The sequence below is a fragment of the Paraburkholderia sp. PAMB 6770 genome, assembly GCF_057748135.1.
This window is the reverse complement of record NZ_CM173238.1, coordinates 2,944,040-2,957,644: the sequence shown is the minus strand read 5'-3', so window position 1 is coordinate 2,957,644 and position 13,605 is coordinate 2,944,040. Positions and strand designations below refer to the sequence as shown.

The 13,605-nt window shown below is 68.8% G+C and carries 14 protein-coding genes; 4 read left to right on the top strand and 10 right to left on the bottom strand.

The annotated features are described in order from the left end of the window. Positions 1-9: 9 nt before the first annotated feature. Both kynU and kynB read right to left on the bottom strand, forming a co-directional pair. Entirely contained in the window at positions 10-1,260 is a 1,251-nt protein-coding gene (gene kynU / locus AC3AP7_RS13385; protein ID WP_475762232.1) for a kynureninase, read from the bottom strand. 26 nt (positions 1,261-1,286) lie between these two features. Further along, complete coding sequence (gene kynB, locus AC3AP7_RS13380; protein ID WP_475762234.1) at positions 1,287-1,928, bottom strand: arylformamidase; 642 nt, start codon at positions 1,926-1,928, stop codon at positions 1,287-1,289. Positions 1,929-2,058: 130 nt separating this feature from the next. Between kynB and AC3AP7_RS13375 the strand changes: the two genes are divergently transcribed. Beyond that, positions 2,059-2,574 carry an Lrp/AsnC family transcriptional regulator gene (locus AC3AP7_RS13375; protein WP_475762236.1) on the top strand — a complete coding sequence of 172 codons (516 nt, stop codon included), beginning with the start codon at positions 2,059-2,061 and terminating at the stop codon, positions 2,572-2,574. Between the two features lie 27 nt (positions 2,575-2,601). Here the strand turns inward: AC3AP7_RS13375 and AC3AP7_RS13370 are convergent, their stop codons facing one another. After that, positions 2,602-3,111 carry a flavin reductase family protein gene (locus AC3AP7_RS13370; RefSeq protein WP_475762237.1) on the bottom strand — a complete coding sequence of 170 codons (510 nt, stop codon included), beginning with the start codon at positions 3,109-3,111 and terminating at the stop codon, positions 2,602-2,604. Between the two features lie 172 nt (positions 3,112-3,283). Between AC3AP7_RS13370 and msrA the strand changes: the two genes are divergently transcribed. Further along, entirely contained in the window at positions 3,284-3,829 is a 546-nt protein-coding gene (msrA, locus tag AC3AP7_RS13365; protein ID WP_475762239.1) for a peptide-methionine (S)-S-oxide reductase MsrA, read from the top strand. A gap of 171 nt (positions 3,830-4,000) precedes the next feature. Here the strand turns inward: msrA and AC3AP7_RS13360 are convergent, their stop codons facing one another. The 3 genes from AC3AP7_RS13360 to pdxH form a co-directional block, all read right to left on the bottom strand. Beyond that, the gene (locus AC3AP7_RS13360) at positions 4,001-5,287 is read right to left on the bottom strand and encodes a DUF72 domain-containing protein (protein ID WP_475762241.1); all 1,287 of its coding nucleotides are present in this window, start codon (positions 5,285-5,287) and stop codon (positions 4,001-4,003) included. Positions 5,288-5,354: 67 nt separating this feature from the next. Beyond that, complete coding sequence (locus AC3AP7_RS13355) at positions 5,355-6,569, bottom strand: class I SAM-dependent methyltransferase (RefSeq protein ID WP_475762243.1); 1,215 nt, start codon at positions 6,567-6,569, stop codon at positions 5,355-5,357. 149 nt (positions 6,570-6,718) lie between these two features. Then, a complete protein-coding gene (pdxH, locus tag AC3AP7_RS13350) occupies positions 6,719-7,363 on the bottom strand; it encodes a pyridoxamine 5'-phosphate oxidase (protein ID WP_475762245.1) in 645 nt (214 codons plus the stop codon). 164 nt (positions 7,364-7,527) lie between these two features. Between pdxH and AC3AP7_RS13345 the strand changes: the two genes are divergently transcribed. After that, positions 7,528-8,385 (top strand): tRNA threonylcarbamoyladenosine dehydratase, encoded by an 858-nt coding sequence (locus tag AC3AP7_RS13345; protein WP_475767935.1) that lies wholly within the window; start codon positions 7,528-7,530, stop codon positions 8,383-8,385. A gap of 253 nt (positions 8,386-8,638) precedes the next feature. Here AC3AP7_RS13345 and trxA read toward each other — a convergent pair whose 3' ends face one another. Together trxA and AC3AP7_RS13335 are read right to left on the bottom strand one after the other, a co-directional pair. Continuing rightward, positions 8,639-9,487, bottom strand: coding sequence for a thioredoxin (gene trxA / locus AC3AP7_RS13340; protein ID WP_475762247.1), 849 nt, complete (start codon positions 9,485-9,487; stop codon positions 8,639-8,641). Between the two features lie 75 nt (positions 9,488-9,562). After that, on the bottom strand, positions 9,563-10,444 hold the full coding sequence (locus AC3AP7_RS13335; protein ID WP_475762249.1) for a pirin family protein: 882 nt from the start codon (positions 10,442-10,444) through the stop codon (positions 9,563-9,565). 109 nt (positions 10,445-10,553) lie between these two features. On the opposite strand from AC3AP7_RS13335, the gene AC3AP7_RS13330 reads away from it, so the two are divergent. Next, the gene (locus AC3AP7_RS13330; protein ID WP_475762251.1) at positions 10,554-11,435 is read left to right on the top strand and encodes an EamA family transporter; all 882 of its coding nucleotides are present in this window, start codon (positions 10,554-10,556) and stop codon (positions 11,433-11,435) included. A gap of 133 nt (positions 11,436-11,568) precedes the next feature. Here AC3AP7_RS13330 and AC3AP7_RS13325 read toward each other — a convergent pair whose 3' ends face one another. Both AC3AP7_RS13325 and tsaE read right to left on the bottom strand, forming a co-directional pair. Then, positions 11,569-13,065 (bottom strand): N-acetylmuramoyl-L-alanine amidase, encoded by a 1,497-nt coding sequence (locus AC3AP7_RS13325; protein ID WP_475762253.1) that lies wholly within the window; start codon positions 13,063-13,065, stop codon positions 11,569-11,571. Next, on the bottom strand, positions 13,047-13,598 hold the full coding sequence (tsaE, locus tag AC3AP7_RS13320) for a tRNA (adenosine(37)-N6)-threonylcarbamoyltransferase complex ATPase subunit type 1 TsaE (RefSeq protein ID WP_475762255.1): 552 nt from the start codon (positions 13,596-13,598) through the stop codon (positions 13,047-13,049). Before tsaE ends, AC3AP7_RS13325 begins: the two co-directional genes overlap by 19 nt. Positions 13,599-13,605 lie beyond the last annotated feature (7 nt).

Genomic DNA, 13,605 nt, shown 5'->3' with positions numbered 1-13,605 from the left:
GTGTGTCTCTCAGGTCACCGCGCCGCGTGCGGCAAATTCGGGGGCGCGCCAGCTTTCGCGCGCGAGTACGTCGCGCAGCGCCTCGACGGCGTCCCAGACGTCGACGAAGCGCGTGTAAAGCGGCGTAAAGCCGAAGCGCAGGACGTGCGGCTCGCGGTAGTCGCCGATCACCCCGCGCGCGATCAGCGCCTGCATGACCTCGTAGCCGTGGGGATGCTCGAAGCTCGCATGCGAGCCGCGCTGCTCGTGCGCGCGCGGCGTCACGAGCCGCAGCGGGAACGCCGCGCAGCGCGTCTCGACGAGCGCGATGAACAGGTCGGTCAGCGCGAGCGACTTGCGGCGGATCGCCGCCATGTCGGTCTGCAGGAACACGTCGAGCCCGCATTCGACGAGCGCCATCGACACGATCCCCTGGGTGCCGCACAGGTAGCGGCCGACGCCGTCGTCCGGCCGGTAGTGCGGATTCATCTCGAACGGCGCGCGGTGGCCCCACCAGCCGGACAGCGGCTGCGCGAACGCGTTCTGGTGCTGCCGCGGGACCCAGACGAAGGCGGGCGCACCCGGGCCGCCGTTCAGATACTTGTAGGTGCAACCAACGGCGTAGTCGGCGCCGGTGCCGTTCAGATCGACCGGCACCGCGCCGGCCGAATGCGCGAGATCCCACAGCGCGAGTGCGCCGCGCGCGTGGATCAGTTGCGTGAGCGCGGCCATGTCGTGCATGTAGCCGGTGCGGTAGTTCACGTGCGTGATCATCGCGACCGCGGTGTCCGCATCGATCGCCGCCGGCAGTTCGGCCGGATCGTCGACGAGGCGCAGCGTGTAGCCGCGGTCGAGCTGTTCGATGAGCCCCTGCGCGATGTACAGGTCGGACGGGAAGTTCGAGCGCTCGGACACGATCACGCGGCGTTTCGGATCGCGCGCGTGCGCGACGCGCAGCGCCGCGGACAGCACCTTGAACAGGTTGATCGAGATCGTGTCGGTGATCACGACCTCGTCCGGCGCGGCGCCGATCAGCGGCGCGAGCAGGTTGCCGAGCCGGCGCGGCATCGCGAACCAGCCGGCGCTGTTCCAGCTGCGGATCAGCCCCGTGCCCCATTCGCCGGCGATCACGCTGTGCGCGCGCGCCGCGGCGGCACGCGGCGGCACGCCGAGCGAATTGCCGTCGAGATAGAGCGTGTCGGGGACGAGCGCAAACTGCTCGCGCAGCGGCGCAAGCGGGTCGGCGCGGTCGAGCGCCTCGGCTTCGTGGCGGTGGTTCATCGTCGTCCTGGGTGAGAAGGCGGGGTTCAGGCGGGTGGGGCCGACGGCAGCGCGCGCAGCACCGCGCGCACCGGGCTGGCGTCGAGCGTCGCGAATCGGAGCGGCAGCGCGATCAGTTCGTAGTCGCCCGGCTCGATCGCATCGAGGACGAGACCTTCGAGGATCGCCATCCGGTGCGCGCGGATCCGGTGATGTGCGTCCATTGTCTTCGATTCCTGCGGATCGAGCGACGGCGTGTCGATGCCGATCAGCCGCGCGCCGCGTTCGGCGAGCAGGTCGATGGTCTGCGGCGCGACCGCGCAGAACCGGCTGTCCCAGCCGGTGGGGCTTTGCGAGTACGTGCGCAGCAGCACGCGCGGCGGCAGCGCGTCGAGCGCGCCGGCCAGATGCGCGGGCGTGACGAGCGGCGCCGCGCCGATGCAATGAATCACGCGGCACGGGCCCAGATACGCGTCGAGCGGCACCGCCCCGATCGGCGCGCCGTGCGCGTCGTAGTGCAGCGGCGCGTCGGCGTGCGCGCCGGTGTGCGGCGACAGCGTCAGACGCGCGACGTTGACCGGCGAACCGGCCTCGATGCGCCACACGCGCTCGATGCCGAGCGGCGTATCGCCGGGCCAGACGGGCGTCGCGGTGTCGAGGGCGGGGCTGATATCCCAAACGGTGTTCATGGCGGCGGGCGGTTTCGCAAGCGGTTCCCACATGATAGGCGGCCCCGGATGAAATGTGCTTGCGAATAAATCTCGTTTTTTGGCGTCCCTTGGAACATAATTTGATTTAAACGGAAAAGGGAGACCGAATATGAACGCGATCTCGCTCGACACCACCGATTGCCGCATCCTGACGGTCCTGCAGCAGGAGGGGCGCATCAGCAATCTCGATCTGGCCGAGCGCATTGCGCTGTCGCCCTCCGCGTGCCTGCGCCGGCTGCGGCTGCTCGAGGAGCAGGGGGTGATCGGCGGCTACCGGGCCAGCCTGAACCGCGAAGTGCTCGGCTTCGAACTGGAAGCGTTCGTGCAGGTGTCGATGCGCAACGACCAGCCGAACTGGCACGAGCGCTTTGCCGAGGCGCTGCGCGACTGGCCGGAGGTGGTGGGCGCGTTCGTCGTGACCGGCGAGGCGCATTATCTGCTGCGGGTACTCGCGCACAACCTGAAGCACTATTCCGATTTCGTGCTGGAGCGGCTTTACAAGGCGCCCGGCGTGATGGACATCCGCTCGAACATCGTGCTGCAGACGCTGAAGGAAGATGCCGGCGTGCCGGTGTCGCTGGTGCCGTCCACCGGCACTCCGCGCAGCCACGTCAGTACCGAGTGACGCGACGGGGCGAACCGCGCAGGCCGCCTACAGCGGCTTGCGTCCGTGAAACTCGCCGCCGTGGAAGATCAGCGGATCGAGCGCTGCGGCGTCCGGGTGCACGCCGCAGCGTTCCACCTCGCCGACGAAAATGACGTGGTCGCCTTCCTCGTAGCGGCTGCGGTTGTGGCATTCGAACCAGGCGAGCGCACCGTCGAGCACCGGCATGCCGGAGTCGCCGGCCGCGTGCGAGACGCCCTCGAAGCGGTCGCCCTTGACGGTCGCGAAGCGCCGGCACAGATCGAGTTGCGACGCGGCGAGGACATTCACCACATAATGGCTGTTCGAGCGGAACACCGGCATCGACGCGGAGCGCGTCGCGAGACTCCACAGCACGAGCGGCGGCGTGAGCGAGACCGAGTTGAACGAGCTCGCGGTAATGCCGATCAGCTGGCCGGACGCGGCGCGCGTAGTGATCACGGTGACGCCGGTGGCGAACTGTCCGAGCGCGCGGCGAAACGCGCTCGGGTCGAAATTGGGCGGCGTGGCCTGTTTCATGGCTGGTGAGCCCTCCGCAGCGGAGGCGGGGAGGGCAGGCGCACGCGAGCGCGTGAAGTTGAGTCTAAAGTCATGTAGTCATCGAGCGGATTGCCCCGATTCTAGCGGAATCGCGGGCGTCACGGCCGCGCGGCCCGGCACGCGCGGCCGGCAACCAGTCAGGAGCAGCAGCATGAGTCAGACGAGCGAAGTCGCCACCCTAGGTGGCGGGTGTTTCTGGTGTCTCGAAGCGGTCTATCTGGGAGTGGACGGCGTGCGCGCGGTCGAGTCCGGCTACGCGGGCGGTCACGTCGAGCGGCCGACCTACGAGCAGGTGTGCGATGGCGATACCGGCCACGCCGAAGTGGTGAAGGTCGAATTCGACCCGGCGCGGATCGGCTATCGCGAGATTCTCGACATTTTCTTCGCGATCCACGATCCGACCCAGTTGAACCGGCAGGGCAACGACGTCGGCACGCAGTACCGCTCGGTCGTCTTCACGCACTCCGACGCGCAGCGCGAGACCGCGCTCGAGGCGATCCGCGCGCTGGCCGACGAGCGCATCTACGACGGCCAGATCGTCACCCAGGTGGTGCCGCTCGACGGCAACTACTGGCCGGCGGAAGCGTATCACCAGAACTATTTTGCGCAGCACCCGAACCAGGGCTATTGCGCGTTCGTGGTTGCGCCCAAGGTCGCGAAGTTCCGGCAGAAGTTTGCGCACCGGCTGAGGCACTGAGCAGCGGCGCGGGACGGCGCGGTGCGGCGCCGTGCCGCCGTGCGCTGCCGTGCAACGTCGCGCGGGCCGTCGTGCGCCGTTGCGCACCGTTGCGCACCGTTTACGGGCCTCCGGGCGTCGTGGGTTTCATGCGCCTCATGCGTCTCATGCGGCGCGGTATGCCGTCGCGTACTACGGTCCCGTCGTCGAATCGGCGATCGCCGTGTCCCCGCCCGTGTCGGGCGCTTCCTGTCCGATGGCTCCACCGGTGACGGGAGCGGTGGCTGCAGCGGTCGCCGAACCCGTGGCCGAACCCGCAGCCGCAGCCGCAGCCGCAGCCGGACCGGCGTCGTCCGCGGAGGCGAGCCGCGTGCAGGCGTCGGCGATGGCGGCGGCCAGCTTCACGCACGTGAGCGGCGCCGAACCTTCGGCTTTGTTATTGACCGCGATCACCACCGGCTGGCCCGCGATCGCATAGCGCGCCGCGAGTTCGGCGAGCGCCGAGCGGGTGCCCGGATCTTCGTCGACGAGGCGGTCGAACGGATCGTATTTCGCCTTGGCCTGCTCGTAGCGAAAGCCTCCGTGCAGGCTCCAGCGCACGATCAGCGGCCCGGCGGGCTCGCCGTCGAGCAGCGCGAGCGCGGCCGCCTGGCGCAGCGGATCCGGCATCCGCGCATGGATGCCGACGCAGTAGCGCACGCCCGCCGTTTTCAGCATCCGGATGAAGCGCGGCGTGAGCAGCACGGCATCGCGGATTTCGACCGCATAGCAGGCGCCTTCCGGAAGCGGCGGCAGCGCGCCGAGAAACGCGCCGAGCTGCGCGACGAAGCCGGCCGGATCGGCGAGCAGCGCGTCCGGCAGCGGCGAGAACTGGAACACCAGCGCGCCGGCCTTCGCGCCGAGCCCATCCAGACAGGGCCGCACGAATTCGTCGACGGCGAGCCGCGCGTCGAGAAAGCACGGGTTCGGCGAAACCGGCTCGCCCTGCTCGCCGCGCACGGTCGCGTCGGTGACGGCGGCGGGCGCCTTCACGATAAAGCGGAACGCGTCGGGCACCTGTTGCGCGTAGCGCAGGTAGTCGGCGACCGTGAGCGGCGCGTAGAACGAGCGGTCGATGCTGACCGTGCGCAGCAGCGGATGCGCGCCGTACGCGGTCAGCCCGTCGCGCGACAGCTTGCTGTTGCTGTACGCATCGCCGTAGACGATCCCCTGCCAGCCCGGAAACGACCAGGACGACGTGCCGAGGTGGACCTGCGGAGGCAGCGTGCGAGCGATGTCGCGGACTTTGTCGGACACCTCGGCGGGCAGCACGTCGCGGCTGCGCCGGGCTTTCGGTGCAGCGGAGGCGGGCGGTGCGGGGTCGGAGGGGACGGCGGGCGGGGTGGCCGGAGCGCCGAACAGATCGAACTGCCCGGGCGCCGGATCGGCGGCGGGCTGTCCGGCGGGGCGCGCCGGCTCGCGGGTACGGCTTTCATCCATCGTGGTGTGCGGTTGCTGTCAAGCGTTGCGCCGGCGCCGCCCGTCCGCCGCGCCGGCGCAACAGGCCTTACAGCGGCTTGTCGTACATGTAGCGGCGCGACCACGGCAGCGTTTTCGCGCTGCGGCCGGCCTTGCGGCACACAACCTGGTAGATCGACACGTCGTCGTTTTCGAACGCGTAGGCGCAGCCCGCCAGGTAGACGCGCCAGATGCGGAACTTCTCGTCGTCGACGAGCTGTCGCGCCTCGTCGGCGTGCGCCTCGAAATTGTCCGCCCAGAGATCGAGCGTGTGCGCATAGTGACGGCGCAGGCTCTCGACGTCAACCGCTTCGAGCCCGCCGTGCGCCATCGTTTCGAGCGCGAGGCTGATGTGCGGCAGTTCGCCGTCCGGGAACACGTAGCGGTCGATGAACTCGCCGCCGCCGAGCGCCGCTTCGCCGCTGTCGGCATCGCTCGACGTGATGCCGTGGTTCATCGCGACGCCGTCGTCGGCGAGCAGGTCGTGCATTTTCCTGAAGTAGGTTGGCAGGTTCTTGCGGCCCACGTGCTCGAACATGCCGACGCTCGTGATGCGATCGAACTGCCCGTCGATGTCGCGATAGTCCTGCAGGCGGATCTCGATGCGATCCGACAGCCCGGCGGCCTTCACGCGCGCGGTGGCGAGATCGAACTGGTTCTGCGACAGCGTCACGCCGACGCAGTGCGCGCCGAACTTCGACGCCGCGCGCAGGACGAGCGCGCCCCAGCCGCAGCCGATGTCGAGCAGGCGCTGGCCCGGCTGGAGCTGGATTTTCGTCAGGATGTGGTCGATTTTCTTCAGCTGCGCGGTGCCGAGATCCTCGTCGCCGTTCTCGAAGTAGGCGCACGAGTAGACCATGTTCTCGTCGAGCCACAGCTTGTAGAAGTCGTTCGAGACGTCGTAGTGATACTGGATCGCCTTCTTGTCGGAGGTCTTCGAATGCGTGAAGTAGCGCTTCACGCGGCTCAGCTTGCCGGCGCTCGTCACCGTGTTGCGCGCGAGCGAGTAGCCAATGCGGATGATGTCCGAGAGCTTGCCTTCGATGTCGATCTTGCCCTTCACGTACGCCTCGCCCAGATTGTCGAGGCTCGGTTCGAGCAGCAGCGGAAGCGCCGAGGCGCTGTTGACCTTCAGTGTGACCTGCGGCGCCGCGAAGGTGCCGAAGTCGTGCTGCTGCCCGTCCCACAGCACGAGCCGGGCCGGCAGATTGGCCTTGCTCTTGACGTCTTCCACCCACTGCGCCAGCTTTTTCTCCCAGAACATGCGATTTCTCCGTGTTCGATGAAATATCAAGCGAAGCCTTTCGGGGCACGACGGACCGGCGCGCAACGCGACGCCGGGGCAGGCCGCGCACCCTCGCCGCGCCCGGCGCGCATCGCAGAGGCGCGCGGGCGGCGGCGCGATTGACCGGTTCAGGGCGCGAGGCGGGCAATCCGCCAGGCGCCTTCGTCCGTGGAACGGGTGTACAGCAGCCTGTCGTGCAGGCGCGAGGGCCTGCCTTGCCAGAATTCCATTGCGTCGGGCACGAGCCGGTAGCCGCCCCAGTGCGGCGGCCGCGGCGGGCTCTCGCCATAGCGGGCGGCGACTTCGCGCTCGCGCGCTTCGAGCGCCGCGCGGCTGTCGATCACCTGGCTCTGGTCGGACGCCCACGCGCCGATCCGCGAGCCGAGCGGACGCGATGCGTAATAGCGGTCGCTCTCCGCTGCACTGGTTTTGACGACTTTGCCCTCGACGCGCACCTGGCGCTCCAGTTCGATCCAGTAAAACAGCAGGCTCGCGTACGCATTGCCGGCGAGTTCGCCGCCTTTGCGGCTGTCGTAATTGGTGAAGAACACGAAGCCGCGCTCGTCCACGCCCTTGATTAGCACGATGCGTGCCGATGGCCGCCCGTGCGCGTCGACTGTCGCGAGCGTCATCGCGTTCGGCTCGGGGAGTTGCGCGTCGAGCGCCTGCGCGAACCACCGGTCGAATTGGCGGATCGGGTCGGGGTCGACGTCGGTCACGTCCAGCGAACCGAGCGAGTAGTTCTTCCGGAGGTCGGCAAGAGATAAGCTCATATTTTTATGCAAACGCTACAGTGCAATCAGTATAGCGAAGGAAGCCATTTTCTGCGTGCGACGTGTCACGCGGTGTCGCGCGGCGTCAAGCCCAAGCCGATCAGGCGGTCGGGCGCGCGCCGATCAGGCAAAATAGCGGCCACGATCCGCCTTTATCCACGCCGATGTCTCGCGCAACCGTTCAGCCCGATCTTACTCCCACCCCTCGCGACGTTGAAGGCGCCGAGCACGCCCGCCGCTTCGGCGGCATTGCCCGCCTGTACGGGGCGCCGGCGCTGGCGGCGTTCGAGCGCGCGCGGGTCGCGGTGATCGGGATCGGCGGCGTCGGCTCGTGGGTGGCCGAGGCGCTGGCGCGTAGCGCGGTGGGCAGCCTGACGCTGGTCGATCTTGACAATGTCGCACCGAGCAATACGAACCGTCAGATCCACGCGCTCGACGGCAACTATGGCATGCCGAAGGTCGATGCAATGGCCGCGCGGATCGCGACGATCAACCCGCGCTGCGACGTGCGGCGCATCGAGGATTTCATCGAGCCGGACAATTTCGTGCCGGTGCTCGGCGGCGGTTTCGATTACGTCGTCGACGCGATCGACAGCGTGCGCACGAAGACCGCGCTGATCGCGTGGTGCGTCGAGCGCGGCCAGCCGCTGATCACGATCGGCGGTGCGGGAGGGCAGCTCGATCCGACGCGCATCCGCATCGACGATCTGGCGCTGACGATTCAGGACCCGCTGCTGTCGAAGGTGCGCGCGCAGCTGCGCAAGCAGCACGGCTTTCCGCGGGGGCCGAAAGCGAAGTTCCGGGTCAGCGCGGTCTATTCGGACGAGCCGCTGATCTACCCGGAGGCGGCGGTCTGCGACGTCGACGCGCAGGCGCAGCACGTCGACACGGCGCCGGGCTATGCCGGGCCGATCGGGCTGAACTGCGCGGGGTTTGGTTCGAGCGTATGCGTGACGGCGAGCTTTGGCTTTGCTGCGGCGGCGCATGTGCTGCGCGCGCTCGCGAAGGCGGGAAACGCGTAGCCCGGCGGCGAGCCGTGCGTCGCGGCGCGAGGCGTCCGCGCATGACGGCGGCGCACCGGCCGGCGACGCCGGCGACGGTCACCGTGCGCTGCCCGAGAGCGGCAGCGCACGCCAGGCAGCGCAAGGCGGAGGCAGCGCAAGGCCGACAGCGCAAGGCCGACAGCGCAAGGCAGACAGCGCAAGGCAGACAGCGCAAGGCAGACAGCGCAAGGCAGACAGGCAGCGCACCGCCCTGCCCCCGATGCCGTCCGGCTCAGTTCAGCGCGGCGCTCAGCTTGCGCCGCCACAGCGACACCAGCTCGCGCTGGTGGCCGGCAAGCTCGAATACCGACAGCATCGTTTTGCGGCCGATATCGTCGCGAAAGCCGCGGTCGCGCTGCACGATCGCGAGCAGATGCTCCAGGGCCTCGCCGTATTTGCGCCGTGCGATCAGCGCGTTTGCGAGGTCGAAGCGCGCGTCGAGATCCAGCGGATCGGCGGCGACGCGGGCTTCGAGCGCGTCCGTGGGCGGCAGGTCGGTGGCCGCGTCCAGCGCGTCGAGCCGCGTCCGGATCGCGTTGAAGCGCGGATCGATGCCCTGCGTGACCACCGTCGACAGCAGGTCGACCTCGTTGCGCGCTTCTTCGATGCGGTTGTCTTCGAGCAGCAGTTCGATCAGGTCGAGGCGGGCTTCGTCGAAGCCCGGATCGAAGGCGAGCGACGCCTTCAGCGCATCGTACGCATCCTCGCGGCGGCCCTCGGCGAGCGCGGCGCGTGCTTCCGCGAACGCCGCTTCGGCGCCCTGCGGGACGAGCCGGTCGATGAACTCGCGCAACTGGCCTTCCGGCAGCACGCCGACGAACTGGTCGACCGGATTGCCGTCGGCGAACGCGACGACGTGCGGGATGCTGCGCACCTGAAAATGCCCGGCCAGCTCCGGATTCTCGTCGACGTTGACCTTCACGAGCCTCCACTTGCCCGCGTATTCGGCTTCGAGCCGTTCGAGCATCGGACCGAGCGTCTTGCAGGGCGCGCACCACGGCGCCCAGAAATCGACCAGCACCGGCGCGAGGGTCGACGCGGTGATCACGTCTTTTTCGAAAGTGGACAGGGTGGTATCCATGGGATCCTCGTCGGTAAAAAATCGCTGGAGGCTAGCTGGGGGCGGATGCGCCGATTTCAATGCGCGCGGCCGCGCTCACTGCGGCTTGCGCTCGGGGAGGGGAATCCACTCGGTTTCGCCGGGCACCGTGCCCATCCGCTGCGCGCTCCAGTCCTCCCTCGCCTGCTCGATCCTCGCGCGCGAGCTGGCGACGAAATTCCACTCGATGAAGCGCTCGCCTTCGAGCTTCTCGCCGCCGAGCAGCATTGCCGTCGCGCCGCCGCTGCTCGCGAGCGTGACCGTTTCGTCGAGCGCGAGCACCGCCATCTGGCCGGTTTCGAGCGGCGTGCCGTCGATTTCCAGATCGCCTTCGACGAGGTAGACCGCGCGTTCCTCGTGCTCCGGTTCGAGCGCGAACGCGCCGCCGGGCTCGAAGTGAGCGGCCACGTACAGCGTGCCGGAGAAGGTCGTGACAGGCGAGGTCTCGCCGAACGCGGTGCCCGCGATCACGCGCAGGCGCACGCCGTTGCGCTCGATCTCGGGCAGCGTGGCGGCGGCGTGATGCTCGAACGACGGCTCGGCTTCCTCGTGTTCGAGCGGCAGCGCGACCCAGGTCTGGATGCCGTGGATCGTCTGGCCGCGGGCGCGATCTTCGGGGGCAGTGCGCTCGGAGTGGACGATGCCGCGGCCGGCGGTCATCCAGTTGACGTCGCCCGGCACGATCTTCTGCGCGGAGCCGAGGCTGTCGCGATGCATGATCGCGCCGTCGAACAGGTAGGTGACCGTGGCGAGGCCGATGTGCGGGTGCGGGCGCACGTCGAGGCCGCTGCCCGGCGCGAGCGTGGCGGGCCCCATGTGGTCGAAGAAGATGAACGGCCCCACGAGCCGTGCGGCCAGCGCGGGCAGCACGCGCCGCACGGCGAGGTTGCCGATGTCGCGCACGTGCGGCTTCAGGACGGCTTTGATCGAGGAGGACATGGCGGGCGGCTCGGGTGGGAATACGCATCATTCTACTGGGCCACGGGGGCAGCGTGCGGGAGCGCGCTCGGCTACACTGCCGGCTTTCGACGACCACAGGAGGGAAGCGATGGCGCCGAAGGATCTGCTGCGCGCGCTCGTGGTGGTGCTCGCATGGGGGGTGAATTTTGTCGTGATCAAGGTGGGTCTGCACGGCGTGCCGCCGATGCTGCTCGGCGCGCTGCGCTTTACGCTCGCGGCGGTGCCGGCCGTGTTTTTCGTGCCGCGCCCGAAGGTCGCGTGGCGCTGGCTGTTCGCGTACGGGCTCACGATCTCGTTCGGGCAGTTCGCGTTTCTCTTTTCCGCGATGTACGTCGGAATGCCGGCCGGGCTCGCGTCGCTGGTGCTGCAGGCGCAGGCGTTTTTTACGCTCGTGTTCGCGGCGCTGCTGCTCGGCGAGCGCCTGCGTCTGCCGAACCTCGCGGGGCTCGCGATCGCCGCCGCGGGACTCGCGGTGATCGGCCTCCAGGGCGGCCATGCGATGACGCTCGCCGGCTTCGTGCTGACGCTGTGCGCAGCGGCGTCGTGGGCGCTCGGCAACATCGTCACGAAGCGGGTCGGAAACGTCGATCTGGTCGGGCTCGTGGTCTGGGCGAGCCTGATTCCGCCGTTGCCGTTCGCGGTGCTCTCGTACTGCTTCGAGGGGCCGCAGCGGATCGTCGCGGCGCTGACCGGGATCGGCGCGGCGTCGATTTTCGCGGTGATCTATCTGGCGTTCATTGCGACGCTGCTCGGCTACAGCCTGTGGAGCCGGCTGCTGTCGCGCTATCCGGCAAGCCAGGTCGCGCCGTTCTCGCTGCTCGTGCCGATCGTGGGACTCGCGTCGGCCTCGCTGCTGCTCGGCGAACGGCTGTCGGCGCCGCAGATCGGCGGCGCGGCGCTCGTGATGGCGGGACTCGCGGTCAACGTGTTCGGCGGCTGGGTCGCGCGGCGGCTGGGCGCCACGCGCTGAACGCCGGTCGCGCGCCGCAGTGCGGCGAGGGCCGCCGCGCCGCGCGACCGCAGTGCGGTACGGCCCGCCGCGCCGGGTCCCTGCGGCGCACGGCGGATGCGGCGCCCCGTGCGGTCGATGCGCGCGCAACCGTTCAGGTCATGCGGTCGTGCGCGAGCGGCGGATTGGCCGCGAAGTACTGCTTGATGCCCTTCAGGATCGCGTTGGCCATCTCTTCGCGATAGGCCGGGTCGTTCAGCTTGCGCTCTTCGTCGGGGTTGCTGATGAACGCGGTCTCGACGAGGATCGACGGAATGTCCGGCGCTTTCAGCACCGCAAAGCCCGCCTGCTCCACGCGTCCGCTGTGCAGCTTGTTGATGCCGCCGATCTGGTCGAGCACGAAGTGGCCGTAGCGCAGCGAGTCGCGGATCTGCGCGGTGGTCGACATGTCGAACAGCGTGCGGTTCACGGCGGCATCGCTGGTCTTGATGTTGATGCCGCCGATACGGTCCGATTCGTTCTCCTTGTTCGCCATCCAGCGCGCCGCGGCGCTCGACGCACCGTGCTCGGAGAGCGCGAACACCGACGAGCCGCGCGCGAGCGGCGTGGTGAACGCATCCGCATGCACCGACACGAACAGGTCCGCGCCGACGCGCCGCGCCTTCTGCACGCGCACGTTCAGCGGCACGAAGAAGTCGGCGTCGCGCGTCATCATCGAGCGCATGTTGGGCTGCGCGTCGATCTTCGCGCGCAGCCGCTTCGCGATGTCGAGCGCGACGTGCTTCTCGTAGGTGCCGCCGCTGCCGATCGCGCCCGGGTCCTCGCCGCCGTGCCCCGGATCGATCGCGATGGTCAGCAGGCGCACCGTGTTGCTGCGGCCGGTGCGTGGATTGATGAACGTGTAGGTATCGTCGTTGCGATCGGGCAGGTTGCTCGCGAGCGCTTCGGGCTGCGAAGGCTGCGATGGCGCCGGTGCGGTCCCCGACGGCTTGCGGGCGGGCGGCGGCGCCGCGTTGTTCTGCGCGTAGCGGTCGAAGAACGCCTGGGTGTCGTCCTGGACCGGCGGCGTGGCCGCGCCGTTCAGCGGCGCGGGCGCTTCGTTCTGCTCGCTCAGGCGCTGCTCCTTGCGTTCGGTCTGCGCGAGCAGGTCCATCAGCGGATCGGGGGCGACCGCCGGGTACAGGTCGAACACGAGCCGGTAGTGGTACGAGCCGATCGGCGTGAGCGTGAACACCTGCGGCTTCACCGAGCCCTTCAGGTCGAACACGAGGCGCACCACGTGCGGTTCGAACTGGCCGACGCGCACCGAGCGGATCTGCGGATCGTTCGGCGTGATCTTCGAGACGAGATCGCGCAGCGCCTGATCGAGGTCGAGGCCGTTCAGATCGACCACGAGCCGGTCGGGGTCCTGCAGCATCTGCTGCGACGTCTGCAGCGGCTGGTCGGATTCGATCGTCACGCGCGTGTAGTCGCGCGCGGGCCACACGCGCACGCCGAGCACCGAGCTTGCAAAGGCGAGACGCGGCACCGCGAGCCCGAGGATCAGCGTCGAGGCGCCCGCGCGCAGGATCTGCCGTCGCCGCCAGTTGTGCGTGGCGGTGGCGGCGGACTCGATCGAGCGGAACGGCTTGATTAACATCTTTCTAGACATGCTTTTCCTGATTCGCTAAATGCCCGGGCGACCAGCACGCGGCCGTCGCCGTCGACTTCGAGGGCAAACACGAGATCCGGCACGCCGAGCAGGGCGCCTGCGCGCTGCGGCCATTCGACGAGACAGACCGCACCGCGGTCGAAGTACTCGCGAAAGCCCGCATCGGCCCATTCGGCCGGATCGCTGAACCGGTACAGATCGAAATGATGGAGCTCAAGTTCCCCATCGGCCTGCGCAATCGCATAGGGCTCGACGAGGGTATAGGTGGGACTGCGCACGCGTCCGGTATGACCGAGGCCGCGCAGCGTCGCACGCACGAGCGTCGTCTTGCCCGCGCCGAGGTCGCCGCTCAACTGCACCTGCAGGCCGGCGAACGCCCCGTTGCGGGTGATCTGCGCGTGCCGCACCTGGACGATCGCCTGCGCGAAGCGCGCGCCGAATGCCTGGGTGGCGGCTTCATCCGCGAGCGCGAAGTGGCGTTCGAGCAGAACGCCGGCGAGCGGCGGGGGCGAGAGATCGGAGTGGGCAGACATTCTCGTA